The sequence below is a fragment of the Collinsella sp. TF05-9AC genome (assembly GCF_003438495.1).
In the GTDB taxonomy this organism is placed as follows: domain Bacteria; phylum Actinomycetota; class Coriobacteriia; order Coriobacteriales; family Coriobacteriaceae; genus Collinsella.
In genome coordinates, this window is the sequence record NZ_QSSH01000002.1 from 87,022 (window position 1) to 112,619 (window position 25,598).

A 25,598-nucleotide genomic window follows, 5' to 3' on the forward strand; every position below is an offset into this window, starting at 1 on the left:
CGGTAACAATGCATAGAAGAGCTGCGGACAGACGTTTTGTTTTACCTGAAACAAGCAGGGCGGACGCCGGTCTACAGCGCCCGCCCCTGTGGCTCAGATATTGAATAACGCAGCTAAAGCGCGAGCACGGGCTCTAGACGCATGCCGCGTATAGCATTACGCGTCCAGAGCGGAAAGGTCGATGCCCAGGGCCTCGGCCATCTCGTCGTTCTTGACGACGACCAGGTCCTTGCTCGAGAGGTGCTTGATAGGCATGTCTTCGGGCTTGGCCTCGCCCTTCAGGATCTTAACGGCCATTTCGCCCGCGGCGTAGCCCAGGTCCTCATAGTTGATGGAGAGGGTGAACAGGCCGCCGGCCATGCACATGCCCTCCTCGCCGGTCACGAAGGGAAGCTTGTTTTCCTTGCAGATCTGGCCGACCTGCGAGGCACCCGCGGCGATGGTGTTGTCGGTGGGGGAGTACAGCGCGTCGACCTTGCCCACGGCAGACTCGACGACGGACTGAATCTCGTTGGAGCTCGAGACGGTGAAGTCAGTGTACTCGAGGCCAAGCTTGTCGAGCTCCTTCTTGGCGGCCTTGATTTGGACGTCGGAGTTGGACTCGGCGGTGCAGTAGAGCAGGCCGACCTTCTTTACGTCGGGCAGGACCTTCTGCATCATCTCGAGCTGCTCGGCGACCGGGGTGAGGTCGGAAGCGCCCGTGACGTTGGTGCCGGGCTTGTCGTTGTCCTGGACCAGGCCGGAGGCGGCGTAGTCGGTGATGGCGCAGCCCACGATGGGGATATCGGCCGTGGCGCCGGCGGCAGCCTGCGCGGCGGGCGTGGCGATGGCATAAATCAGGTTGACGTTGTCGCCCACAAACTTGTCGGCAATGGACTTACACGTGGACTGGTCGTTCTGGGCGTTCTTCTGGTCGATCTTGACCTTAAGGCCGCTCTTCTTGATGGCCTTGACGAAGCCGTCGTTGGCGGCATCGAGCGCGGAGTGCTCGGTGAGCTGCAGAACGCCGATGGTGTAGTCGGAACCGGCGGCAGCGGAGCCGGAACCAGAGCTGCCGCCGCATCCGGCGAGCGGGGCGAGCGCGAGCAGGCCGGCGGAGACCAGAAGGCTCCTGCGGCTGATGGTGATGTCCTTCATATCATTACCCCCAGTATAAAAATGGCTGGAAACACTGCACTGGGACAAAGTGCAAGTGGGACTATAGTAGCGCTGATGTCCATTTTTACAACAGCCTGGCGGGTTTTTTAATACAGAATCGGATGGGCGGTACGGGTAGTCGAATGGGCGGCGGAGGGTCTTATGCGGCGGAGGAGGCGTCGTCCTCGTCCAGGGCGGCGAAGAGCTTCTTGCCGTCGAGCAGGCGCGTGCTGACGTTTCTCATACGGGCGATCTCGACGGTGCGCAGCGTATCGTCGGTGCCTCGGGCGTCGTAGACCGTTCCCAGCAGATACGAGATGCCATCGCGCTGCCTGATGGCAAAGGGACGGAGTGTCATCCGTGCTGCTTCGGTTTCGCCGCGTGTCGTGACGCTCGAAATATCAAAACTCACCGTGGTTCCGTGGTCGATGGCCTGCTCGACGAGCTCGCACGTGTCGATGCGCTTGATGGGCGTGCGTGTTGCCTTGGTAGCCTTGCTGCCTGCGCTTGGAGCGGGTTCGGGTGTATCGAGGTAGCCGCGAACGTCGGCGCTCGCCATGGCAACTAAGTGCTGCGCCATGCTCTTGCGGATAGCGATAGGCGTGGAGCGGTTGCGCATGACCATACCGTGGAGCCGGATGATCTCTTCATCGGTGAGCGGGCGGGTAAGAAGTTTGTAGCCCACGCCGCGTTTGTATTCAATTTCGTATCCGGCATGGCGAAGCGCGGAGATGGCGGTGTAGATGCTGCGCCGCGCCGCCGAGATGGGCATGCGGGCGGGGTCGTCGGGATGGGCGAGGCGCCGGATCAGCTCATCGGAAAGCATGGCCTTGTCTTCGCCGGTGTTTTCGCTCAAGAGCTGCAGGATACGAACGGCGCGATAGGCTGCCATCGAGGCGGCGCCCCTCGTCGTGGTGTCGTAGGTTTCAACAGCGGCTTCGGTCATGGTGCCCACGTCCTTTCCGTTTTGGGTGGCGACGGTATGGAGCCTAGGACGCGGGGCTTTCCCAGGGGCGCAGGGCGCTCTGGGCGGTCGGTAGTCGTCGGCAAACGGCGGGTCGAGTTTTCAACAGCCCTGCTCAACTGACCAAAAACTTGCCAAAAGCTTGACGGATGCTGTTGAAAAAAGCGTCTCTCGACCGATGTCGAGAGACGCTTGTGCGATGAGCGTTGGCGTGTGGCGACGCGAGCTAGCGTTCGACGATTAGAAGTCGGCGTTGCCCACGGTGCGCGGGTGCGGCAGGACGTCGCGGATGTTGCCCACGCCGGTCAGATACATGACCAAGCGCTCGAAGCCCAGACCGTAGCCGGCGTGCTTGCAGGAACCGTAGCGGCGCAGGTCAAGGTAGTACTTGTACTGCTCGGGATTCATACCCAGGTCCTTGATGCGGGCCTCGAGCAGATCCAGGCGCTCCTCGCGCTGGGAGCCACCGATGATCTCGCCGATGCCCGGCACCAGGCAGTCGGCGGCGGCGACGGTCTTGCCGTCCTCGTTCATGCGCATGTAGAACGCCTTGATCTCGGCCGGGTAGTCGGTCACGAAGGTCGGGCGCTTAAAGTGCTCCTCGGTCAGGAAACGCTCGTGCTCGGTTTGCAGGTCGATGCCCCAGCTCACGGGATAGTCAAACTTGTGACCGGCGGCGACGGCCTGCTCCAGGATCTCGACGGCCTCGGTGTAGGTAACGCGGGCAAAGTCGGAGTTGGCGACATGGTCCAGGCGCTCGAGCAGACCCTTGTCCACAAACTTGTTGAGCATATTGAGCTCGTCGGGGCAGGTTGCCATGACGTCCTTAAGGACGTACTTGAGCATGGCCTCGGCGTTATCCATGTAGTCGTTAAGGTCGGCAAAGGCCATCTCGGGCTCGATCATCCAAAACTCGGCGGCGTGGCGCGTGGTGTTGGAGTTCTCGGCACGGAAGGTGGGGCCAAAGGTGTACACGTCGCCAAAGGCCATGGCAAAGTTCTCGGCATTGAGCTGGCCGGACACGGTGAGGCTTGCATGCTTGCCAAAGAAGTCCTGGCTCCAGTCGACCTCGCCGGACTCGGTGAGGGGCGGATTTTTGGGGTCGAGCGTGGTCACGCGGAACATCTCGCCGGCGCCCTCGCAGTCACTCGTGGTGATGATGGGGGTGTTGACGTAGACAAAGCCCTGCTCCTGGAAGAAGCGGTGGATGGCGGCAGCCGCGACAGAGCGGATGCGGAACACGGCGCGGAACAGGTTGGTGCGCGGACGCAGGTGCTGCTGGGTGCGCAGGAACTCGACGGTTGCGCGCTTCTTCTGCAGCGGGTAATCCGGGGCGCTGACGCCCTCGACCTCGATGGAGGTGGCAGAAAGCTCGAAAGGCTGGGGCGCATCGGGGGTCAGCTTGACGGTGCCGGTGCAAATGAGTGCGGCCGAGACGTTTTGATGGGCGATCTCGTCGTAGTTGTCGAGTGCCTCGCGGTTCATGACGACCTGCAGGTCGCGGAAGCAGCTGCCGTCGTTGAGCGTAACAAAGCCGAAGTTCTTCATGTCGCGGACGGACTTGACCCAGCCGGCGACGGTGACGGTCTGGCCGCCGAGCGACTCGGCATCGGCATAGAGCTGCGCGATTTTGGTGCGGTTCACGTATCCTCCCATAACGGTTGAATGATAGTTATCCATACAGTTCGATATTTTAGCAGCTCGGCTCATTTGGGCTATACAGATAAGGCATTGGCGGGATGGTTTTTCAAACGAAAAGCGCCCGCGGCCTAATGGTCGTGGGCGCTTGACGAGGTGCCTTTTGGCTGTGTGGCGCGGGGCCTGGCTACTTGGTCTTGGCAACCAGCAGCGGGTCGCCAAGCTTGACGAGCGGGTTGCCGCCGATAAGCGTTCCAGACTCGCCGACATGGTCGATGCTCTTAAGACGATCGAGCTCGGAGACGATGACGGTCACGATGTCCTCGTGACCAGCGGCCTTAATGGCCTCGCGGTCGAAGCTGATGAGCGGCTGGCCTGCCTTGACCACATCGCCCATCTCGACAAAGCGGGCAAAACCCTTGCCGTTCATTTCCACGGTGCCCAGGCCAACATGGATGAACACGCGCAGGCCGTCCTCGGTAATCATGCCGATGGAGTGGTTGGTGACAGTGGTGGCACCGATGCGGCCGTTGGCGGGCGCATAGATGGTGCCGGTAATGGGCTCGATGCCATAGCCCTGGCCAAGCATGCCCGAGGCGATCGTCTCGTCGGGAACCTCGTTCAGGTTGACGAGCACGCCGTTGACGGGGGCATAGATGACGCCTTCGCGGGTAGCGAAGCTTGCTGCGGGCGGAACGGACGCCTCGCCGGTCGAGGTGAAGGTGGACTTAAGCGAATCGAGCAGACCCATAGTTGCCTCCAACTTAAATAGGCGCATATCGCGCGTTTGGTTTGCCGGAAACGTTTCATATGTGTTTCGCGGCTTGGTCAACGCCCCTATTCTACGCTGCTCAAAGATACCTCTGAGCTGGGATTATGTGATATATCAGTTGAAGGGAAACTTATTGCCGGAGTGTTTCTGCGCCACGGGTTCAAGTGGGGTACGCTTGAAGGCAAAAAACAAGGGCGCTTAATTTGCGCGAAGGGAGCACATATGATTGTCGAGAACCATGCGCTGTGGGGCGAGGAGCCGACCGAGGAATATCCGGCGACCTTTACGTATTTGGGTGCCGAGCCGCTGCCCGATAAACCGAATGGCCGCCGCCCTGCCGTGATTATCTGCGGCGGAGGTGCGTTTACGCATATCGCTCCGCATGAGCAGGATCCCGTGGCGTTTGCGTTTTTGGATCACGGCTACCAGGCCTTTGTGCTCAACTATGTCACGAGTTCTACGGGTGACGTGAGCTTTCCGCACCCCCAGGCAGATCTTGCCAAGATGGTCGCCACGGTGCGCGCCAACGCTGACGAGTGGCATGTCGATCCCAAGCGCGTGTGCGTCGTGGGCTTTTCTGCTGGCGGCATGATTTGCGCTTCGCTGGCAACACAGTGGAAGACCGGCCCCTTCGCGGCACTTGCCGGGGCGCGTCCGGACGACATTCGTCCCGATGCCGTGGTGCTGGGCTATCCATTGCTCGACTTTGCCTATGTGCGCGACATACAGACGCGCGATCCGCGCATTGACTTGCGCGTGCCCAAGACGGGCGGCAAGACGGGACGCGATTTGCTCAACGACTACCTGTCGATGGTGACGGGCGGCGAGGCAACTGACGAGCATCTGGCCGACATCTGCCCCACCACGCATGTTTCGCGCCAGATGCCACCGACCTTTGTGTGGGGCGTGTCCGACGACAAGACGGCGCCGATCGCGCAGGTCTACCCGTTTGCGCAGCGCATGGCCGAGGAGGGCGTTGCATGCGAGATGCACGTCTTCGACCAGGGTGGTCACGGCCTTTCGCTCGGCAACGCCAACACCGCGGTCGACAACGAGGACAAGCAGGTGGCGGTCCGCCCTTGGATTCGCCTAGCCTTCCGCTTCCTGGAGCGCCATCTGTAAGAGGACGGGCATCCCAGCCCTTCAATAACTTGCGGTGAAATAGTTCCGATCTGGGGCATCAACCAGCCCATCCAGGAACTATTCCACCGCAACTTTGTTTTTGATGCCCCGCCCGGAAACTGCGTCCCAGTTTTGCCTTTCAAGGTGGGACACGGTTTCCCATAGGGCCTCGACTGGGAAAGTGCGTCCCGTTTCGAGTGGGGATTCCGGGATGCATTTTCCGTAAGAGGCCTGTTTGGGAAACCATATCCCGTTTCGAGCCAGAATTCTGGGATGTAGTTTCCCCGAGAGGCCTCATCGGGAAACTATGGCCCTGAACTCTCCTGCCTGTCCCCATTGCGCCAATCTGCTGATTGAACGTCATTGTGTGTTCACGCTATCATGTAAGCTTAAAATTGGTTAGCCATGGCAAACGGTTAGCCATGGTGAACATAAATGCAACGCCCTGTGGGCGCCGGGGGAGGAACACGGACGTGAGGCTCGATACACTCGAGATTGGAAAGGACGCCGTCGTCGCATCGGTGACATCGGACGACCAGGCACTCCGACAGCATATTTTGGACATGGGCCTAACGCCGGGCACCGAAGTCACCATGATGAAGTACGCCCCCATGGGTGACCCGCTCGAGATCCGCCTGCGTGGCTACGAGTTGACACTGCGTAAGGACGATGCCGCTCGCATCGAGCTCGTGGGTATTCACGACACCGATACGGGTCCGCGCGCTAACGCCGCAATCGGCACGACGGAGCATCCGGCCCTGGGCGAGGGGACGTATTCGCCCCGTGCGGCAAAGACGGCCGTGCCCGAGGGCGCGCCGCTGCACTTTGCCCTCGCCGGCAACCAAAACTGCGGCAAGACCACGTTATTCAACCAGCTGACGGGCTCCAACCAGCACGTCGGTAACTTTCCCGGCGTGACTGTCGACCGCAAAGATGGCACCATCCGTAACCATCCCGAGGCGAGCGTTACCGATCTGCCTGGCATTTACTCCCTGTCGCCGTACACAGGCGAAGAGGTCGTGAGCCGTCAGTTCATCCTCGACGAGCGCCCGGACGCCATCATCGACATCATTGACGCTACCAACATCGAGCGTAACCTGTACTTGACACTGCAGCTCATGGAGCTCGACCGCCCCATGGTCATCGCGCTCAACATGATGGACGAGGTGACCGCCAACGGCGGCGCCGTAGACGTCAACTTGCTCGAGAGCCTGATGGGCGTGCCCGTTGTCCCCATTAGCGCTGCCCGCAACGAGGGTATCGGCGAGCTGGTGGATCATGCCTTGCACGTCGCGCGGTTCCGCGAGCGCCCCGGTCGCCTGGACTTTTGCGCGCCCGACGGTCCGGACGGCGGTGCGCTGCATCGCTGCATCCACGGTATTGCTAACCTGATCGAGGACCATGCCGTGACGGCGCACATCCCGGTGCGCTTTGCGGCGACCAAGCTGGTCGAGGGCGATGAGCTGGTAACCGAGGCGCTTCACCTGGATCGCAATGAGCTCGACGCTATCGAGCACATCATTACCCAGATGGAGGGCGAGGCCGGCACCGACCGCCTATCTGCGTTGGCCGATATGCGTTTTAGCTTTATCGGCGACGTGTGCGGGCGTTGCGTCGTCAAGCCGCACGAAAGCCGCGAGCACGTGCGCTCCGTCAAGATTGACCGCATCCTGACAGGTCGTTACACAGCCATTCCGGCGTTTCTGGTGATCATGGGCCTCGTCTTTTGGCTGACGTTTGGCGTGATCGGCGCGGCGTTGCAGGGACTTATGGAGGACGGCATCGCTGCCATCATCGCTTCGGCCGATGCAGGCCTCAAGGCGTTCGGCACCAACGACGTGGTGCGCTCGCTGGCTGTCGACGGCGTGCTTACGGGCGTGGGCAGTGTACTGACCTTCCTGCCGATTATCGTCGTGCTCTTCTTGTTCCTCTCCATTCTGGAAGACTCCGGCTACATGGCACGCGTAGCCTTTGTCATGGATAAGGTGTTGCGTCGCTTTGGCCTGTCGGGCCGCAGCTTCGTGCCCATGCTCGTCGGTTTTGGCTGCACCGTGCCGGCTATCATGTCGACCCGTACGCTCCCATCCGAGCACGACCGCAAGATGACGGTCATGCTCACGCCGTTTATGAGCTGTTCAGCCAAGTTGCCGGTTTACGGCTTGCTGTGCGGGGCGTTTTTCCCGCAGGCGACGGTTTCCGCCATGGTCTCGCTCTATCTGATCGGTATCGTGGTCGGCTGCATCGCGGCTTTGGTGCTCAACCGCACGGCATTTAAGGGCGACCCGGTGCCGTTTATCATGGAGCTTCCCAATTACCGCCTACCGAGCGTCAAGACGACGGTGATGCTGGCATGGGATAAGGCCAAGGACTTCATCACCAAGGCCTTTACCATTATCTTTGCCGCTACGGTGGTCATCTGGTTCCTTCAGACGTTCGATATCCGCTTTAACGTGGTCGCCGACCAGTCGCAAAGCCTGCTTGCCGGTCTGGGTAGCATCATCGCGCCGGTGTTGGCCCCGCTCGGTTTTGGCGACTGGCGCGCATCCACGGCGCTCGTCACCGGACTTATTGCCAAGGAGAGCGTCATCTCGACGCTCACGGTGCTTTTGGGCGCAACGTCGCCCGCGGCGCTGTCGACCATGTTTTCGCCGTTTACCGCCTACGTGTTCTTGGTCTTTACGCTGCTGTACCCGCCTTGCGTGGCGTCCATCGGCGCCGTCAAGAGCGAGTTGGGCGCGCGCTATGCCGTGGCCGTGTTCGCGTTTCAAGTGACGGTCGCCTGGATCGTGGCGTTTGCCGTGCATTCGGCGGGCATATTGCTGGGGTTGGCTTAGGGGCGCGTTGATGCTCCGCGCTTTTGGGCGAGCAACAATTAAACAAATATGAGCCAAAATACCGGTAATTGTCGGCCTGCGGGGACTGTCCTACGCTGCAGGTTGCCGTTCGCTGCCTATTTGCTGCCGTTTGCGGATTCGTAAATACTTGCAATCGTCGGTCGATTTAACCGCATTACGCGATGCCGATGCACATTTTTTGTGCCCCTTTCTACAATCACTTTGTGTCTATTGCCGAGCATGTCTTCCGTTTCGCCTGTGTGGGGACGTGGGGTGCAATAGTCGTTTGCAGAGGCTCATTGAGGAGGGAATTGATGAAAGAAAAATTCCAATCGTTCGGAAAGGCAATGCTCGTTCCGATTACGCTCATTGCCATTTCCGGTCTCTTTTTGGGTATCGGTAGCGTTTTTACGACCGAACTGACCCTTGTGTCCCTTGGCGTTAATTGGGACTGGTATGCCGCTTCGCCGCTCTTTACGTTCTTCTCGGTATTTAAGGGTCTCGGCGAGGTAATCATTGGAAACCTCGGTGTTTTGTTTGCTGTCGGCTGCGCCTTCTCCTTGTCTCGCAAAGAGAAGGGCTGGGCTGCCTTTTCTGCCCTTGTCTGCTATCTCACCATGCTCAAGACGGTTGAGATTCTGCTTGGAGCAGCTGGCTTGGCTGCCGACAATACAACGGTGGAAGCTCTTCAGAAGGTCGGCCTTACGTCCATTCAGGCGAGTGAGCAGTCCGCACTCTACACTACCTCGCTCGGCTTTTTTGGCTACAGCTCTGGTGTCTTTGGCGGCATTATCGTGGGCTGCCTGGTCGCCTGGATCACCGGCCGCTTTTACAAGACCAAGCTTCCAACGGCGCTGGCGTTTTTTGCGGGCAGTCGAACGGTCCCCATTGTATCGCTGGTCGCCGGTGGCATCCTGGGCGGCATTATGTACTTCGTCTGGCCCGTCATCGGTGGATGCTTCTCGGGTATTGCGACGTTCGTGAAAGGCTCCGGTCTGGTCGGTACGTTTGTCTATCGCTGGGTGCTCGAGAGCCTTGTGCCGTTTGGCTTGCATCCGTTGCTCGAGACGCCCATGTATTGGACTGAGCTTGGCGGCTCCATGGTCGTCGATGGAACGCGCGTGGTGGGCAATAGCGCCATTCAGCTTGCACAGCTCGCTTCTCCCAGCAGTGACAAGCTCTTGGTTAGGGCCTTCATGGCTGGCTATGGCATTAACGATTACGCGTTGTTCCCGGGCATCGCCCTTGCTATGTGGTCTTGTGCCAAGCCCCAGAACCGCAAGAAGGTTGCTGGTCTTTTAATCCCCACAGTGATTTCGACTGTTTTCTTTGGCGTTACGGAGCCTATTCTCTTTACGTTCCTGTTTGCCGCCCCCTGGCTCTACTTTGGCGTTTACGCTCCGCTTTCCGGACTGGGTGAAGTTCTCTCGGAGGCAATGGGCGTTTCGGTGTACCAGGGAAATATCAAGGACCTGATCCCATTCTTATTCCGCCCCGAGAAGCTTAATCTGCTTCCATACCTTATCCTGCTCCCCGCCTTTTTCCTGGCAGCTTTCTTCCTCTTCCGGTTCTTTATTACTAAGTTCGATATCAAGACGCCCGGTCGAGACGATGGTGACGATATTGAGTTGATCAACAGCAGAGCCGAGTTCGAGGCAAAGGCCGCTGAGGCAAAGGGCGAGTCTGATAGCACTCCCGAGAAGGCAGTCCAGGGCCGTGCGGCCAAGGACAGCGCGCTTGCTGTTGGCATTGTCGAAGCGCTTGGTGGAGCCGACAACATTGATGATCTTGACAACTGCATCTCACGTCTTCGCGTGATTGTCAAGGATGGTTCTAAGGTTGCAGACGACGAGGTGTTCACCAAGAATCTTGAAGCTATGGGCGTTATCCGCCTGAGCGACAAGGCAATCCAGGTCATTTACGGTCCTCGTGTCGGCGAAGTCGCTTCTGAGGTGCACGAAGTTCTCGGTGACGAGTAAAACGCGCAAGTGGCTTTCAATTGCATAGCGCAATTCCAGGGCTTGGCTTCCTATCGCATGATTTAGGGGGCCAGGCCTTCTTGTTTTAGATTGTCAAGGCAGATACTCAATAGTTCTTCGAATGCGAGAATACAACTTCCGGTAAAGCAGTTAGGCTTAACGTTCTTAAGATCCATTGGGTGATCGTCATGTATCGTAAAGATCGCGTCTGCCGTCTTGGCGAGCTCGCTGTCTTCGTTGCCGGTAAACGCGAGGGTCGTAATGCCCGCGTCGTGGCATGCCCTTGCGGTTTCCAGGATGGCTTCTGTCTGGCCCGATTTGGATATGAGCATCATGCAGCTGAGCGTATTTCGGTTGGATTCGACAAACTGATCGGTTTCTAGGAAGACCTGTATGACGGCCAAAAAGCCAAGTCCAACGAGCTTAGTCGCCATGTACTGCGCAACGATGCGTGAGAAGCCCTCTCCGTTTACTCCGATCATTCTGTTGCGATGCAGTGCGGCGATGAATACGTCTACATCTCCGGTGTGACATACGAAGTGGACGCTACTGTCTTTGAGTGATTGATTCATTTCGCGGGAGACATGCTGAAGGTGCTTGAGATCGTACATCATTTCGCGGTAGCCACGGTAGCCGAGCTTTTTCGAAAGCCTGATGACTGTCGTCATGCTGGTAAAGCATGCCATGGCGACGGGTTTTATGCCAATATCATCGAGGGTGTCGATATTGTTGAGTAGGTATTCGAGTACGCTTTGCTCGGTTTCGGATAGCTTTGCGGCTGAGTAGAGCTTGGAAATCTGCTTTTTATCAACCATCGGTGCTTCCTTCCCGCCGGACGTGTGTGGCCGCTTCCGTTGCGTAAATAATAACTCCTTGGGGAATTCCTTTCCCGCCTTGCAACCGGGGCGGGAAGCGGCCCTCCATGCTGGATACAATATCCAAACACAGGCGAACCATGCAATATTGAATGTGCTAATTGGGGGTTTCGATATGAAACTTACGGTCATAGGTGGCGGTGGCGTCCGCTCCATGTTTTTGGCAAAGAGCATAGCCCAGCAGGCGTCATCGCTTGGAATCGACGAACTTGTGTTTATGGACAATGATCCCGAGAAGCTGCGCATCTACGGTGGCCTTGCCGCCCATGTCTCGGGCATGCTTTGCCCCACGCTTAATTTTTCACTGACGGGCGATGCAGTCGAGGCCGTTAAGGACGCCGATTACGTGATCACGACGATTCGCGTCGGTGGGGACCATATGCGCGTTCGCGATGAGCGCATTGCTCTTTCGCATGGGGTTCTTGGCCAAGAGACGACTGGCGCAGCCGGCGTGTCTTTTGCCATGCGTTCCGTCCCTGCGCTTGCTTCGTATTGCGAGTTAATCAAGAAGTACGCAAAGCCGGACGTCAAGGTGTTTAACTTTACTAATCCCGCTGGCGTCGTATCTCAGGCCCTACGCGATATGGGCTATGATTTTACTTATGGCATTTGCGATGCTCCCTCGGGCATGTTGCATCAGTTTGCCGAGTATAAAGGCGTTGATCCCGCATCGGTTCAGGGCGAGTGCTATGGACTCAACCACCTCTCGTTCTTCCGCAATGTGACGGTTGACGGCGAGGACATCATGTCCGACTTGATCCACGACGACGGGGCATATGCTCATACAGATCTTAGGTTCTTCGAGAAGGACCTCGTTCTAAATCGCGGATGCGTGCCAAATGAGTACCTATACTATTTCTACTATCGCGAGCGCGCCGTTGCCAACGTTCTCTCTTCGCCCCAGACGCGCGGTGAACTAATCGAAGAAATTAATCGAGAAATGACGAGCGAGCTTGCATCTATCGATATTGAGAACGACTTCGAAAAAGGCCTCGCGTGCTTTGAGAAGTGGTACGGAATGCGCGAAAACAACTACATGGCGGCCGAGACGGGTATTCATCGCGACAAGCCGTGGACGTTTGACGTGTACGGCAAAGATGCTGGCGGATACGCAGGTGTCGCGCTCCGCTTCATGGATATTGCTCGCTCTGGCAAGACGCAGCAGATGATCCTGTGCACCCCCAACAATGGCGCCATCCCCGGCCTTCTCGATACAGATGTCATTGAGTCAACGTGCGATATCTCCACCGATGGCTGCGTGCCGCATCGCGTCGAAGCCGATTCTGTGCCCGCGGGAAACCTCGAATTGATTCGTCGCGTCAAGTACTACGAGCGCACCGTGGCGCGTGGCATCGTTAACCGATCGAAGCGCGACATTGTCGAGAGCCTCGCGATGCACCCGCTCGTTAATTCGTACTCCTTGGCGAAAGATATCGCCGCGCAGTACTTTGAGCTTAACCGCGACTACATCGACGGCTGGACAGACTAGTCTGGACGTTAAAACTAGAAATTATGGATGGGCGGACCGGCGTTTATATTGGCGCCCGTTCGCCCTGCTTAGTAAGAAAACGGGTATAGAGTGAACTTGCGAGAGAACTTCAATGTCTTTCTGGAATCGGGCGATCGGGCGAAGGAATGCCGGAGTGGCTGCACGATGGCGTTATATATCCCCTTGTTTGTTATGAGCGCGCTTCAAATTGGTGTATCAAACGTTGCAACTGAGCTCGCCTATATCAATCCGTCCATTACGCTTATTTGCACTGTGGTCGCGGCCTTTTTAAACCTGCTTCTATCGAATGTGGCTTTTTCATTATTTGCCGTCGACCGGTCCAAAGAGACGGTGCAACCTGCTCGAACCCCTCCGGTTTATCTCTTGGCCTCGACGGTTCCCCTCCAGATTTCTGGGGCGCTGCTAATTTATTTGGTTCACTTGATTTTATCGGCAATTGTAGTCTTTGCCTCGCTTGCGAGCAGTCAGCTCGGGGTGTTGTGCTCGCTTGTGGTGGCAGTAATCGTGACGCTTCTTTCCGCGTCGTTCGTATTCGTGTTAATTGAAGATGCGGACGTGGAGCAGAGGGGACTACGAGGCATTCGGTTTGCACCACGCTACATCATGCGTTCGGTCACGGTGCTTCGTTCCTCCTGGAGAGAAATCGCGCGTCCCGCAACGCTGCTGGTGGCATGGAACCTGGTTGCAAGTTGCGCTATCCAGGTTCTTGTTGGATGGGTAGTTTCGAGTGCGGCGCTGCCGTCGGCACTTTCAGTGACGGCGCTTGTGCATGAGGGACTTTATTATGGGGCGTTTGCTTATATGCTGCTTTTGCTAGTTCATTGTGCGGTTGCGAGTTGGCTCGAAATTGACGTGCTCATGGGGGTGTCCTTGTGCGTATCCGAGCAGGATCGATAGCCCGAAGATGAAGCCGCGTTTTCGACATTGAGTTCCTGCGTACCTTGCTTTCTAAGCAGAATTGGCGCGCCGTTTGTTAACAATCGTTTTCCAAGAATTCTTTTGTTGCTCATTTTATAGACTTCTCATTGCTATAATCGCCCACCGCTCAAGATAATCGGAGAGGTTTTCCTATATGGCTCAAACAAAGCAAGACGGCATCACGCTCAGGCAGTGGCTCCCGCTCATCGGGCTCACCTGCTGCGCGTTCGTGTTCAACACGTCGGAGTTTATGCCCATCGGCCTTTTGACTGATATCGCCGCGTCGTTCTCGCTCACCGAGGCCCAGGCGGGCATCATGATCTCGGTCTATGCCTGGGGCGTCATGCTGCTGTCGCTGCCGCTCATGGTGTTCGCCTCGCGTTTTGAGTTCAAGCGGATGCTGCTGGGCGTGCTGGCTGTGTTCTCGCTCGGTCAGTTCCTGTCCGCTGTGGCGCCGACCTATCCCATCCTGGTCTGCGCGCGCCTGGTGGTCGCTTGCGCACATGCCGTGTTCTGGTCAGTCGCCTCGATTATGGCCTCGCGCCTGGTCGACACTCGCCACGGCGCGCTCGCCATCAGCATGATCGCTACGGGCTCGTCCATCGCGCAGATCTTTGGCCTGCCGCTCGGTCGCGCCATTGGCTTGGCCGTGGGCTGGCGCATGACGTTTGCCGTGGTCGGGGGCCTCTCAGCCATCGCGGTCGTCTACCAGGCAGCGGTGTTCCCGGCCATGCCGGCGGGTGAGCGCTTTACTGTCAAACAGCTGCCCGAGCTGCTCAAGAACCCGCTCCTCATCGCGCTCTACGCAGTCACGGTCTTCATGGCGACCGGCTATTACGCAAGCTACAGCTATATCGAGCCCTTCCTGGCGCAGGTCGCGCACGTCGATGCGGGCGCCATTACCATGACGCTGACGGCGTTTGGCTGCTCTGGTTTGCTCGGAAGCTGGCTGTTTGGCCGCCTGTTCGATGGGCATCGCTTCCCGTTCTTGGCTATCACGCTCTCCGGCGTGCCGGTGGCCCTGCTGCTCATGGGGCCGGCCGCATCGTCGCTCGTGACAGTGCTTGCCGTCTGCGCACTGTGGGGTTGCTGCGCCACGGCCTTTAACGTGGCGTTTCAGGCCGAGCTCATCAAGCACACGCCGGCAGATTCGTCGGCCGTCGCCATGTCGATCTTCTCGGGCCTGTTCAACCTCGGTATCGGCACGGGTACCGCGATCGGCGGAGCCGTGGTTTCGGGTCCCGGTATCGCCTGGATCGGCTTTGTGGGCGGGGCGATTGCCGTCGTGGGCGTCATCCTCGCCATCACCGTGCTGTTTCCGGCCATCCGCCGCGCCAAGCCCGTCGCCTAACCATATCCCCTCATCAGTTGCGGTGAAATACGGATTGTTTAGCCCAATAAACCTGGCAAACAGTCCGTATTTCACCGCAACTTATTTTAGGGAAGGGGGTGCACGCTGGGCATACAATGGATGTCGTTGTGTTGAGCTTACCGGGAGGTTGCTATGTGGGCATACGAGACGACGTTCTATCAGATCTATCCGCTGGGCTTTTGTGGAGCTCCGCGCGAAAACGCCGCCCCTGTTGCCGAGGATGAGCTCGCCCAGGCCGCCGATGCCACAGCTAGCCCCGATGCGCCCATCATGAAGATTGCCAAATGGGCCGACTACCTGCAGGAACTCGGCGTTGGCACTGTGCTCATCAACCCGCCGCTCGAGTCCGATAGCCACGGCTACGATACGCGCAGCCTGCGCCATATCGACCGCCGCCTGGGTGGGGATGTCGACTTTGCCGCCGTGTGCGACACACTGCATGCCCACGGTATCCGCGTGGTGCTCGATGCCGTCTTCAACCACGTCGGCCGCGGTTTTTGGGCCTTCCGCGATGTGCAGGAGCGCAAGTGGGATTCGCCGTACAAGGATTGGTTCCACATCAGCTTTGACGGTGACTCGTGCTACGGCGACGGCTTTTGGTATGAGGGCTGGGAGGGCCATTTTGAGCTTGTGAAGCTCAACCTGCAAAACCCCGCCGTGGTCAATTACCTGCTTGAGTCCGTGCGTCGCTGGGCCGAGGTCTTTGGCGTCGACGGCCTGCGCTTGGACGTTGCCTATATGCTCGACCGCGACTTCATGCGCCGCCTGCACGCTTTTACCCGTGAGCTCAAGCCCGACTTTGTGCTGATTGGCGAGACGCTCCACGGCGACTACAACCAAATCGTCAACGACGAGATGCTCGACTCCTGCACCAACTACGAGTGCTACAAGGGCCTGTACTCCAGCTTTAACTCGGTCAACATGTTCGAGATCGCCCATTCGCTGCATCGCCAGTTTGGCGGCGACCCCTGGTGCATCTACCGCGGCAAACACCTGCTGTCGTTTGTCGACAACCACGACGTGCCGCGCCTGGCGAGCATCCTCACCGACAAGTCGTGCCTGCGTCCCGCCTATGGCATGCTCTTTGGCATGCCGGGCATTCCGTGCGTCTACTATGGCAGCGAGTGGGGAATTGCTGGTGAAAAGGGCGGCCCCGATGGCGACTGGGCGCTGCGCCCTGCGCTCGATGAGCCTGCGCCCAACGAGCTGACGGCCTTCATCACGCAGCTGGCGCACCTGCGCTCGGCAAACGACGCGGCGGCCCGTGCTCTCAACTACGGTGCCTATCGCAATGTGGTGATCCAGAACAAGCAGCTGCTGTTCGAGCGCGCCTGCGACGACGCGACGGTGCTCGTGGCGGTGAACGCCGTGGACGAGCCTTACACCTTTGGCGCCGGCGAGCTCAACGGCTCCTTTGTCGATTTGCTTGCCGACGGCGTGCCCACGGTCGAGCTGGCGGGCTCCCTTGAGCTTGCGCCCTACGAGGTGCGCTATCTGTTGAGGGCCTAGGCCATGGCAGCGTCTGACGAGGGCTATCAACATATTGAGCATGGGTTTGAGCCCGTGTTCGACCAGCACTCGCGCGTTTTGGTGCTCGGATCGTTTCCCTCGGTGCTGTCGCGCGCTAATGCCTTTTATTACGGCAACCCTCAGAATCGCTTTTGGCGTGTGATGGCCACGTGCCTCGGTATGCCTGTGCCGCCCAACGAGGGCGATCCTTTGGCAAGCGGTGAGCCCGCGACGCTCGATGCCTCCATTGCCGCCAAGCGGGCCATGCTGCTGAACGGCGGCGTGGCCCTGTGGGATGCAATCGAGAGCTGCGACATTAAGGGCTCGAGCGACGCGAGCATCCGCAACGTTGTGCCGGCACATATCGAGCGCATTACCGGCGCAGCTCCCATTGAGCAGGTGATATGCAACGGTGGTACAGCTGGCCGGCTCTACAAGCGCTATCTACAAGAGCGCACCGGGCTGCCGGCCATCGTTCTGCCGTCGACAAGTCCCGCCAATGCGGCGTGGCGTCTGGAACGCCTTGTCGAGCGTTGGAGCGGCGCCGCTGATTGGCAGGCTTTTTCGATTTAGCAGTTTGAGTGCTCGGCAAGATGCCTCATAACGGCGTGCCAGATCGGTGTGGGCAGTGCAGGCGTGGCGCGCACCATGCCGTCGGTGTCGACGCCGCCCGTTGCGGCGCCACTGAGCTTCTGCGCGTGTTCGACGGAACACCCCATACGAACGGCGCCCACGAGCTTGTCCATGGCCTCCGAAAACGGTCGCCGCAAGAGTCCCATGCGCGGGGAGCGACGAAGCGCCGCAATGCCGCTGCCAGCGCAGATGGCAACGCCGCCACACCACAATTGGTTATGGCGCTCACATGCCTTGTGCAGGCGAACGGCGGTCTCACGCGCCTGCTCAGTGCCCTGTTGTGCGGCTCGAATCGCGGCGTAGACACGCGTTCCCGTACCGCCAAAGCGCTCAAGCGCCTGCTCGATGGCTGTCAACGTCTTATCGTCAGCCACATCTTCAATGGCCAGCACGATGCCATCGGCAACGCTGCCGGCGTCATTTGCCTTCAAGTCGACCGGGTGGGGGAGTGCGGTGCCGGAAAGCTGTGCATAGGCGGTGATGGCATCCTGCAGGTCCCAGAGCAAAAACTCAAGATCGTCGCTATTGGGAATGCTGATATACGCAATGGTTTGCAGTGTTTTTGGTACATCGCCGCGTGCGGTCGTCTCCATGCTGCCTCCTTTCCGGTTGGTTTCCGTTTAGGTTACACCGTCTGGTGGCGCCCCGCCGCGCTATCCTAGTGCAACCCTTACGAAAGGAACGCCATGCGTCTGCCCATGAATACCTCGCTTGCCACGCTCAAGCCCTCCGGCATCCGTCGGATTAACGCGCTCGCCGCCCAGCATCCGGGGTGCATCGCGCTCGCGCTCGGCGAGCCCGATTTTCCCACGCCCGATGTGATTAGCGCCGAGGTGACCGCCGCACTGGACCGCGGCGACACGCACTATCCGCCCAACAACGGTCGCCCCGCCCTGCGTGAGGCGTTATCTGCCTACATGGGGGATGCGGGCCTTACGTTTTCGGCGGACGAGGTCATTCTGACCGACGGTGCGACCGAGGCCCTGTCGGCAGCATTCATGGCTATGCTCAACCCAGGCGACGAGGTCATTATTCCCACGCCGGCCTTTGGCCTGTACGAGAGCATCGTCGTGGCCAATCACGCCAAGGCGGTCTTTTTGGATACGGAGCCTGCGCAATTCCAGATTGACGAGGACGCACTTCGTGCTTACGTGACGCCGGCGACCAAGGCCATCGTCATCTGCTCGCCCAACAATCCTACGGGTTGCATCCTCAACACGGCGTCGCTCGACGCCGTGGCGCGCGTGGCGGAGGAGGCGGGCATCTACGTGGTCTGCGACGATGTATACAACCGCCTGGTCTACGTGGACGGCTACGAGCGCTTTGCCCAGCGCCACCCGGAGCTACGCGAGCAGACGGTAGTCATCGAGAGCTTCTCCAAACCCTGGGCCATGACCGGCTGGCGTTTGGGCTGGCTCGCAGCCGCAGCCCCCGTCATCGCCGAGATCGCAAAGGCCCACCAATACTTAGTATCGAGCGCCGTCTCCTTCGAAATGGACGCCGCAGCCCGAGCCCTGACCGTCAACCCAACCCCCATGCTCGAAGTCTACCGAGCCCGTCGCGAGCGCGTACTCACAGCCCTAGACGCCATGGGCCTCGACGTAGTAGAGCCCGCAGGAGCCTTCTATACTTTCCCGAGCATCAAAAAGTTCGGCCTAACCAGCGAAGACTTCTGCATCAAAGCCATCAAAGAAGCAAATGTAGCCCTAGTCCCGGGAGACTGCTTCGGAACCGAAGGCCACATCCGCCTCAGCTACTGCGTTTCCGACAAAGACCTGGACGAAGGTCTCCGCCGCCTGTCCACCTTCATTTCAACCTTGTAGCCCTCAGGGGTGCAACACATCAGCCCACCGACCCAAGCATTATGAGTGGGGCGCGTCGCTCAACGGACACGAGGATTCGCAGCAAAGGCAACGTAGCTCCGGCCGGGAGGGGCAGGGCGAGTTTTCCGTAGATTCCGCACGAGCCGAAGGCCACTTAATGTGGCCTTCGTGCGAGCCCAGGACTTGACCGAGCGGAAAACTCGCCCTGCCCCTCCCGGTCGGAGCGTATGCAGGGTTTGTGTACGAATCCTCGTGTCCATTGACCGACGCCGGGGTCCCCGCCATAATACTTTCGGATCACGCACGAATCCGCTGCCAGAGACAGCCGGCGCAAACGGGTCTTACCCGCGAGCTTAATGGGACTTCCCGCCAGCCGAGGTGGTCGAGTAGATATGTCTTCTCGCCCCCGTCGCTCATGCAGCGCGGGGGCTTTCTTTTTGGACATGCCCCCGTCACGTCCTTGTGGCGGACCGTGCCCGGAAAGAATTCGAGGAGGTGTAATTCATGCCCCAGCAGTACAAAATCGACAAGGTTGCAGAGATCGAGTCCCGTATCGCCGAGAACGCCGGTCTGTTCGTCGTCAACTACAACGGTCTGACGGTTAAGCAGGCTCAGGAGCTGCGTCATCAGCTTCGCGAGTGCGGCGCCGAGATGAAGGTCTACAAGAACAACCTGGTCAAGATCGCCCTCAAGAACCAGGAGCAGCCCGAGATCGACGAGATCCTCGCCGGCCCCGTCGCTTATGTGTTCTACGAGTCCGAGCCGGTCGAGGCCGCTAAGGCCCTTAAGGACTTCTCCGCTAAGTCCAAGGGCGTCCTTGAGATCAAGGGCGGTATCTCCGACGGCAAGGCCGTTTCCGCTGATGATGTTAAGGCTATCGCCGAGCTGCCCACCAAGGATCAGCTTCTCGGCCAGATCGCCGGTCTCATCTCCGGTTTCGCTCGCGACATCGCTGTCTGCGTCAACGGCGTTTCCTCTGGTCTCGCTCGTTCGATCCAGCAGGTCTCCGAGCAGAAGGCAGCCTAGTTGCTGTTTTCACCCGCGGCGGCAACGCCGCACCCCTGGCGCATTCGCGCCGTGTTTTAACTGATCTCCGTGCATCCGCACGGAAACCGAAAGGACTTAGAAATGGCTAAGCTTACCACCGATGAGATCATCGATGCTCTTAAGGAAATGACCCTTCTCGAGGCTTCCGAGCTCGTTAAGGCTATCGAGGACACCTTCGGCGTTTCCGCCGCTGCTCCTGCCGCTGTTGTCGCCGCTCCCGCTGCTGGCGCTGCTGAGGCCGAGGAGAAGACCGAGTTTGACGTCGTGCTCGAGGGCTTCGGCGACAACAAGATCCAGGTCATCAAGGCCGTCCGTGAGCTCACCAACCTTGGCCTGAAGGAGGCCAAGGAGGTCGTCGAGGGCGCTCCCAAGGCTGTTCTCGAGGGTGCCAAGAAGGAGGACGCCGAGGCTGCCAAGGAGAAGCTCGAGGCTGCTGGCGCTGCTGTCACCCTCAAGTAATCAGGCTTTCTCGCCAGATTTCTTTGCAGACGGGGTTCGCATTGCGAGCCCCGTCTTTTTTGTTTTTCGGTCCCTCGACATCGGTAGCTCAAACTGCCATGTTCTGTGATTTGCGTCGTATCGGGCACCCTGCCGTTGGGCAATAAAATTGCACCATTCGAGCAATAATTTGCGTTGACCTGCTGAAGAATTGTCTCTGCCTTGTAGCGACATATAGTTCCAGCGGTAAGATGCTTGGGTATCGCAATTTGGTCTGCGGCTGTGTGCCGCACGCATGGGGCGCTTTTGCGCCTGCGAAAGGATCTTTGAATAACATGAAGGCAATCATCCCCGCCGCCGGTCTTGGCACGCGTTTTCTGCCTGGCACCAAGTGCACGCCCAAAGAGATGCTGCCGGTGCTCGACAAGCCCGTCATTCAGTACGTCGTCGAGGAGGCGCTCGACCCCGAGGAAGTCGACGACGCCATCATCGTTACATCTCCCGGTAAGCCCGAGCTACTGAACTACTTCCAGCCCGATCGCTCGCTCGAGAACCTGCTGCGCGAGCGCGGCAAGAACGCCTATGCCGATGCCGTCGCCCACGCTGGCGGTATGCCGGTCGACTTCCGTTATCAGTACGAGCCCAAGGGCCTCGGCCATGCTATCCGCTCTGCTGCCGACGCCGTGGCAGGGGAGAACTTCCTGGTTCTTCTGGGCGACTACGTTGTGCCTAATCGCGACATCTGCGACAAGATGCTCGCCGTTTCCAAGGAGCACGGTGGAGCTTCGGTTATCGCCGTCGCTGCTTGCTCGCCCGAGGAAGTCAGCCGCTACGGCGTTATCGCCGGCGAGCGCGTCGGTTCGCTCGAGGGCGCCGAGGACGTTGCCGATGCAGAGCCGGGCGCTGTCTGGCGCATCGGCGGTCTGGTCGAGAAGCCCGCTCCCGAGGCGGCTCCGTCCAACCTGTACATTGTCGGCCGTTATCTGCTGAGCCCGCTGGTCATGGACCTGCTCGCTGATCAGCAGGCCGGCAAGGGCGGCGAGATTCAGCTTACCGACGCCATGGCCCGCTCGCTCGACCGCGAGGCCATGTACGCGGTCGTCATCGACCCGCTGTCGGGCTACGACACCGGCACTCCCTCTGGCTGGATGGCCACCAACGCTCTCATGGCTGCAAGCGATCCTCGCTTTGCAAGCGCCTTCTGGGACGCCATCGACGAGCGCGGCGGCTTGATGCGCAAGTAAGCCTTCGGACATCGACATTTACGGGCGCGGACCTCGGTTCGCGCCCGTTTTTTATAAGAGCTGCGATTGCCGGCTCTCTGTTCACAGAAAATATATGAACAGATGTTCGGTATACCACTATCTACCTGCGTGTTTTCTGTCGAAAAACTTTGCTACTCCAAAAACTCAATCGCGTCAAGGCTTTTCTTGCCCAACGGTCGGTACCTGATAAACTATTAGGTTGCGATAACTGGCGAAGCTATGCCTCGCCAACCCACCGAGCATTTCCGTGAAGGAGGAAAAACCTGGTGACCTACGCATACACTGCCACTGAGCGCAAGCGCGTCAGCTTCGGGAAAATCCCGGAGGCCATGGAGCTCCCCAACCTTATCTCTGTTCAAAGGGAATCCTTTGAGCGTTTTAAGGACGAGGGCCTTCGTGAGGCGTTCAAGGAATCCAGCCCCATCCAGAGCCAGAACCATGTTCTCGAGGTTACCTTCGGCGAGCATCAGTTCGGCGACCCCGCGCACACCGTCGAGGAGTGCCGCGAGAAGGATATGACCTATCAGGCTCCGCTTCTGACCGACGTCCGTCTCACCAACAAGGAGACCGGCGAGATCAAGGAGCAGCTCGTCTTTATGGGCGACTTCCCCATGATGACCGATCAGGGCACCTTCATCATCAACGGTACCGAGCGTATCGTCGTCTCGCAGCTCGTCCGCTCCCCGGGCGTGTACTACAGCTCCGAGATGGATTCGGGCAAGCAGATCTACAAGGCCCAGATCATCCCGTCCCGCGGTGCCTGGCTTGAGTTTGAGGTCGACAAGCGCGACCAGCTCATGGTCTCCATTGACCGTAAGCGCAAGCAGAGCGCCACGATGTTCCTGCGCGCCCTTGGCATCGCTGTCACCAACGACGACATCATCGAGCTGCTCGGCAACTCCGATGTGATCAAGCGCACCCTCGAGCGCGATACCGCCCTCACCCGCGAGGATGCCCTTATCGAGATCTACCGTCGCCTGCGCCCGGGAGAGCCTCCCACCGTGGACGCTTCCCGCAGCCTGCTCGAGGGCCTGCTCTTCAACCCGCAGCGCTACGATCTGGCCCGCGTCGGTCGTTACAAGGTCAACAAGAAGCTCAACCTCACCACCGAGGAAGAGGTCACGGTGCTCACCGACGAGGATATCGTCGCGACGCTGCGCTACCTGCTGTCCCTCGCTGCCGGCGAGCAGGGCTTCAAGGTCGACGACATCGACCACTTTGGCAACCGCCGCATCCGTACCGTCGGCGAGCTCGTCGCCAACCAGTTCCGTATCGGCATGAGCCGTATGGAGCGCGTCGTCCGTGAGCGCATGAGCTCCCAGGACATCGACGAGATCACCCCGCAGTCGCTCATCAACATCCGCCCGATCGTGGCCTCCATCAAGGAGTTCTTCGGTTCCTCGCAGCTCTCGCAGTTCATGGACCAGGCGAACCCCCTGACCGGTCTGACCCACAAGCGCCGTCTGTCCGCACTCGGCCCTGGCGGTCTTGCCGGCCACAAGTCTGGCTCCAGCCGCCGCACCAACGTGCCGACGGCCGTCCGCGACGTCCACAACTCGCACTACAGCCGCATGTGCCCGATCGAGACCCCCGAAGGCCCCAACATCGGCCTGATCGGCTCGCTCGCCCTCTACGCCCGCGTCAACGAGTACGGCTTCATCGAGGCTCCGTTCCGTCGCGTCGAGAACGGCGTTGCCACCGACCAGATCGACTGGATGACCGCTGACGAGGAAGAGAAGCACGTCATCGCGCCGGCCAACACGCCGCTCGACCCCAAGACCAACGAGTTCATCACGACCGATGCCGAGGGCAAGATCGTCCGTCCGCACACCGTGATCGCCCGTACCCGCGACTTCGACGGCTCCTTCGGCGCCCCCGCCGACGTGCCCGTCGAGGACGTCGACTACATGGACGTCTCGCCGCGTCAGATGCTCTCCGTCGCAGCCACGCTGATTCCGTTCCTGGAGCACGACGACGCCAAGCGTACGCTGATGGGCGCTAACATGCAGCGTCAGGCCGTGCCGCTGGTTCACCCCGCCGCTCCCTATGTCGGTACCGGCATGGAGCGTCGCGCCGCTCTGGACTCCGGCGAGGTCACCCTGGCCAAGAACGCCGGCGAGGTCATCTTTGCCGACGCCTCCAAGATCATCGTCAAGCATGCCGGCGGCATGGACGAGTATCACCTGGCCAAGTACCAGCGCTCCAACCAGTCCACCTGCATCAACCACCGTCCGCTCGTGCGCGTCGGTGACACCGTTGAGCAGGGCGAGCCTCTGGCCGACGGTCCTTCGACCGATCATGGCGAGCTCGCACTGGGCCAGAACCTCACCGTGGCCTACATGCCGTGGGAAGGCTTCAACTACGAGGACGGTATCGTCGTGTCCGAGCGTCTGGTGGCCGAGGACCTGCTGACGACCATCAATATCACCCGTCACGAGATCGACGCCCGCGACACCAAGCTCGGTCCCGAGGAGATTACTCGCGAGATCCCGAACCTCTCCGAGGACATGCTTGCCAACCTCGACGAGGACGGCATCATCCGCATCGGCGCCGAGGTCGGCCCTGGCGACATCCTGGTCGGCAAGGTCACGCCTAAGGGCGAGAGCGCTCTGACCGCCGAGGAGCGCCTGCTGCGCGCCATCTTCGGTGCCAAGGCTCACGATGTTCGCGACACCTCCCTTAAGATGCCTCACGGCGCTTATGGCCGCGTCATCGACGTCGTCCGCTTTAGCCGCGAGAACGGCGACGACCTGGCCCCCGGTGTCAACGAGCAGGTGCGCGTCTACGTCGCCCAGCGTCGTAAGATCCAGCAGGGCGATAAGATCGCCGGCCGCCACGGCAACAAGGGTGTTATCTGTAACGTTCTGCCGGTCGAGGACATGCCCTACATGGCTGACGGTACCCCGATCGACGTTATCCTCAACCCGCTGGGCGTTCCTTCGCGTATGAACGTCGGCCAGCTGCTCGAGTGCCACCTTGGCTGGGCTGCCGCCTGCGGTTGGGATACCGAGCAGGCCGACTCCGACAAGTACGTCCCCGGTCCGTTCTTCACCGCGACGCCCGTCTTCGACGGCGCCAAGGAGGACGAGATCGCCGAGGTCATTCGTCGTGCCAACAAGAACATGCTCAACAAGGCCACTGCTGCCTTTGGCGATCATATGCGCCCCGAGTTCGTCACCCAGCTTGACGAGCGCGGCAAGACCCGTCTGTTCGACGGCCGCACCGGCGAGGAGTTCCGCGAGCCCATTACCGTGGGTACGTCCTACATCCTCAAGCTCGGCCACATGGTCGACGACAAGATCCACGCCCGTTCGACCGGCCCTTACAGCCTGGTTACCCAGCAGCCTCTGGGCGGCAAGGCTCAGTTCGGCGGCCAGCGCTTCGGCGAGATGGAAGTTTGGGCACTGTACGCTTACGGTGCTTCCAACGTCCTGCAGGAGATCCTGACCGTCAAGTCCGACGATACCGTGGGCCGCGTCAAGACCTACGAGTCCATCGTCAAGGGCGAGAACGTTCCGGTCCCGGGTATCCCCGAGTCCTTCAAGGTTCTCGTCAAGGAGATTCGCTCCCTCGCACTGGACATCGAGCCCATGCACGATGCCGACGAGGACGCCTCCGCCCCTGTGACCGCCGAGGAGACCTCTGCCCTCGATGACCTGGCCGCGCTCGCCGGCGTTGATGCCGACGTCGAAGCCCAGGATGCCGAGACCGCCGAGGCACCCGAGGCTGTCGCCGCCACGACCACTGATAAGGAGTAGTTGA

Annotated in this window: 19 protein-coding genes; 13 read left to right on the top strand and 6 right to left on the bottom strand. The window is 59.6% G+C overall.

Translation table 11 applies throughout. The features are described from left to right. Positions 1–156 precede the first annotated feature (156 nt). From DXC52_RS01075 to DXC52_RS01090, 4 genes are all read right to left on the bottom strand, one after another. Positions 157–1,137 (bottom strand): ABC transporter substrate-binding protein, encoded by a 981-nt coding sequence (locus tag DXC52_RS01075; RefSeq protein WP_117745795.1) that lies wholly within the window; start codon positions 1,135–1,137, stop codon positions 157–159. Between the two features lie 160 nt (positions 1,138–1,297). Continuing rightward, positions 1,298–2,083: a hypothetical protein gene (locus tag DXC52_RS01080; protein ID WP_117745796.1), complete on the bottom strand. Its 786-nt coding sequence runs from the start codon at positions 2,081–2,083 to the stop codon at positions 1,298–1,300. 258 nt (positions 2,084–2,341) lie between these two features. After that, a complete protein-coding gene (gene asnS / locus DXC52_RS01085; RefSeq protein ID WP_117635367.1) occupies positions 2,342–3,745 on the bottom strand; it encodes an asparagine--tRNA ligase in 1,404 nt (467 codons plus the stop codon). Positions 3,746–3,926: 181 nt separating this feature from the next. Further along, entirely contained in the window at positions 3,927–4,490 is a 564-nt protein-coding gene (locus tag DXC52_RS01090) for a PTS glucose transporter subunit IIA (RefSeq protein ID WP_040359007.1), read from the bottom strand. A 243-nt stretch (positions 4,491–4,733) separates the two neighbouring features. Here DXC52_RS01090 and DXC52_RS01095 point away from each other — a divergent pair, with 243 nt between their 5' ends. From DXC52_RS01095 to DXC52_RS01105, 3 genes are all read left to right on the top strand, one after another. Next, on the top strand, positions 4,734–5,633 hold the full coding sequence (locus DXC52_RS01095) for an alpha/beta hydrolase (protein WP_117745797.1): 900 nt from the start codon (positions 4,734–4,736) through the stop codon (positions 5,631–5,633). A 422-nt stretch (positions 5,634–6,055) separates the two neighbouring features. After that, on the top strand, positions 6,056–8,467 hold the full coding sequence (feoB, locus tag DXC52_RS01100) for a ferrous iron transport protein B (RefSeq protein ID WP_117745798.1): 2,412 nt from the start codon (positions 6,056–6,058) through the stop codon (positions 8,465–8,467). 314 nt (positions 8,468–8,781) lie between these two features. Continuing rightward, entirely contained in the window at positions 8,782–10,446 is a 1,665-nt protein-coding gene (locus DXC52_RS01105) for a PTS transporter subunit EIIC (protein WP_158554568.1), read from the top strand. Positions 10,447–10,508: 62 nt separating this feature from the next. Here DXC52_RS01105 and DXC52_RS01110 read toward each other — a convergent pair whose 3' ends face one another. Continuing rightward, positions 10,509–11,261 carry a MurR/RpiR family transcriptional regulator gene (locus DXC52_RS01110; protein ID WP_158554569.1) on the bottom strand — a complete coding sequence of 251 codons (753 nt, stop codon included), beginning with the start codon at positions 11,259–11,261 and terminating at the stop codon, positions 10,509–10,511. 175 nt (positions 11,262–11,436) lie between these two features. Here DXC52_RS01110 and DXC52_RS01115 point away from each other — a divergent pair, with 175 nt between their 5' ends. From DXC52_RS01115 to DXC52_RS01135, 5 genes are all read left to right on the top strand, one after another. Then, positions 11,437–12,810 (top strand): 6-phospho-beta-glucosidase, encoded by a 1,374-nt coding sequence (locus tag DXC52_RS01115; RefSeq protein WP_117646072.1) that lies wholly within the window; start codon positions 11,437–11,439, stop codon positions 12,808–12,810. Between the two features lie 96 nt (positions 12,811–12,906). Beyond that, positions 12,907–13,728, top strand: a complete 822-nt coding sequence (locus DXC52_RS01120; RefSeq protein ID WP_138113115.1) for a hypothetical protein — start codon at positions 12,907–12,909, stop codon at positions 13,726–13,728. A gap of 175 nt (positions 13,729–13,903) precedes the next feature. Then, positions 13,904–15,100 carry an MFS transporter gene (locus tag DXC52_RS01125; protein ID WP_117745802.1) on the top strand — a complete coding sequence of 399 codons (1,197 nt, stop codon included), beginning with the start codon at positions 13,904–13,906 and terminating at the stop codon, positions 15,098–15,100. Positions 15,101–15,253: 153 nt separating this feature from the next. Next, positions 15,254–16,630, top strand: coding sequence for an alpha-amylase family glycosyl hydrolase (locus tag DXC52_RS01130; RefSeq protein ID WP_117745803.1), 1,377 nt, complete (start codon positions 15,254–15,256; stop codon positions 16,628–16,630). Positions 16,631–16,633: 3 nt separating this feature from the next. Beyond that, entirely contained in the window at positions 16,634–17,203 is a 570-nt protein-coding gene (locus DXC52_RS01135) for a uracil-DNA glycosylase family protein (RefSeq protein WP_117745804.1), read from the top strand. On the opposite strand, the gene DXC52_RS01140 is transcribed toward DXC52_RS01135, so the two are convergent. Beyond that, positions 17,200–17,856: a hypothetical protein gene (locus DXC52_RS01140; RefSeq protein ID WP_117745805.1), complete on the bottom strand. Its 657-nt coding sequence runs from the start codon at positions 17,854–17,856 to the stop codon at positions 17,200–17,202. The genes DXC52_RS01135 and DXC52_RS01140 overlap by 4 nt on opposite strands. A 93-nt stretch (positions 17,857–17,949) precedes the next feature. On the opposite strand from DXC52_RS01140, the gene DXC52_RS01145 reads away from it, so the two are divergent. The 5 genes from DXC52_RS01145 to DXC52_RS01165 all read left to right on the top strand — a co-directional run bounded on the left by DXC52_RS01145 (position 17,950) and on the right by DXC52_RS01165 (position 25,594). Continuing rightward, positions 17,950–19,086 carry a pyridoxal phosphate-dependent aminotransferase gene (locus tag DXC52_RS01145; RefSeq protein WP_117745806.1) on the top strand — a complete coding sequence of 379 codons (1,137 nt, stop codon included), beginning with the start codon at positions 17,950–17,952 and terminating at the stop codon, positions 19,084–19,086. A gap of 504 nt (positions 19,087–19,590) precedes the next feature. Further along, a complete protein-coding gene (gene rplJ / locus DXC52_RS01150) occupies positions 19,591–20,112 on the top strand; it encodes a 50S ribosomal protein L10 (protein ID WP_117745807.1) in 522 nt (173 codons plus the stop codon). A 102-nt stretch (positions 20,113–20,214) separates the two neighbouring features. Continuing rightward, a complete protein-coding gene (gene rplL / locus DXC52_RS01155; RefSeq protein ID WP_006235005.1) occupies positions 20,215–20,592 on the top strand; it encodes a 50S ribosomal protein L7/L12 in 378 nt (125 codons plus the stop codon). Between the two features lie 314 nt (positions 20,593–20,906). Further along, the gene (locus DXC52_RS01160; RefSeq protein WP_117745808.1) at positions 20,907–21,815 is read left to right on the top strand and encodes a UTP--glucose-1-phosphate uridylyltransferase; all 909 of its coding nucleotides are present in this window, start codon (positions 20,907–20,909) and stop codon (positions 21,813–21,815) included. A gap of 350 nt (positions 21,816–22,165) precedes the next feature. Beyond that, positions 22,166–25,594 (top strand): DNA-directed RNA polymerase subunit beta, encoded by a 3,429-nt coding sequence (locus tag DXC52_RS01165; RefSeq protein WP_233504709.1) that lies wholly within the window; start codon positions 22,166–22,168, stop codon positions 25,592–25,594. Positions 25,595–25,598: the final 4 nt, after the last annotated feature.

Excerpts from the sequence above, each read along its gene's own strand:
- DXC52_RS01160 (WP_117745808.1), top strand. The coding sequence starts at position 20,907 with ATGAAGGCAATCATCCCCGCCGCCGGTCTTGGCACGCGTTTTCTGCCT.
- DXC52_RS01135 (WP_117745804.1), top strand. The coding sequence starts at position 16,634 with ATGGCAGCGTCTGACGAGGGCTATCAACATATTGAGCATGGGTTTGAG.
- feoB (WP_117745798.1), top strand. The coding sequence starts at position 6,056 with ATGGTGAACATAAATGCAACGCCCTGTGGGCGCCGGGGGAGGAACACG.
- rplL (WP_006235005.1), top strand. The coding sequence starts at position 20,215 with ATGGCTAAGCTTACCACCGATGAGATCATCGATGCTCTTAAGGAAATG.
- DXC52_RS01125 (WP_117745802.1), top strand. The coding sequence starts at position 13,904 with ATGGCTCAAACAAAGCAAGACGGCATCACGCTCAGGCAGTGGCTCCCG.
- rplJ (WP_117745807.1), top strand. The coding sequence starts at position 19,591 with ATGCCCCAGCAGTACAAAATCGACAAGGTTGCAGAGATCGAGTCCCGT.
- DXC52_RS01095 (WP_117745797.1), top strand. The coding sequence starts at position 4,734 with ATGATTGTCGAGAACCATGCGCTGTGGGGCGAGGAGCCGACCGAGGAA.
- DXC52_RS01090 (WP_040359007.1), bottom strand. The coding sequence starts at position 4,490 with ATGGGTCTGCTCGATTCGCTTAAGTCCACCTTCACCTCGACCGGCGAG.
- DXC52_RS01140 (WP_117745805.1), bottom strand. The coding sequence starts at position 17,856 with ATGGAGACGACCGCACGCGGCGATGTACCAAAAACACTGCAAACCATT.
- DXC52_RS01110 (WP_158554569.1), bottom strand. The coding sequence starts at position 11,261 with ATGGTTGATAAAAAGCAGATTTCCAAGCTCTACTCAGCCGCAAAGCTA.
- DXC52_RS01075 (WP_117745795.1), bottom strand. The coding sequence starts at position 1,137 with ATGAAGGACATCACCATCAGCCGCAGGAGCCTTCTGGTCTCCGCCGGC.
- DXC52_RS01080 (WP_117745796.1), bottom strand. The coding sequence starts at position 2,083 with ATGACCGAAGCCGCTGTTGAAACCTACGACACCACGACGAGGGGCGCC.
- DXC52_RS01105 (WP_158554568.1), top strand. The coding sequence starts at position 8,782 with ATGAAAGAAAAATTCCAATCGTTCGGAAAGGCAATGCTCGTTCCGATT.
- DXC52_RS01115 (WP_117646072.1), top strand. The coding sequence starts at position 11,437 with ATGAAACTTACGGTCATAGGTGGCGGTGGCGTCCGCTCCATGTTTTTG.
- DXC52_RS01165 (WP_233504709.1), top strand. The coding sequence starts at position 22,166 with ATGGAGCTCCCCAACCTTATCTCTGTTCAAAGGGAATCCTTTGAGCGT.
- DXC52_RS01145 (WP_117745806.1), top strand. The coding sequence starts at position 17,950 with ATGCGTCTGCCCATGAATACCTCGCTTGCCACGCTCAAGCCCTCCGGC.
- DXC52_RS01130 (WP_117745803.1), top strand. The coding sequence starts at position 15,254 with ATGTGGGCATACGAGACGACGTTCTATCAGATCTATCCGCTGGGCTTT.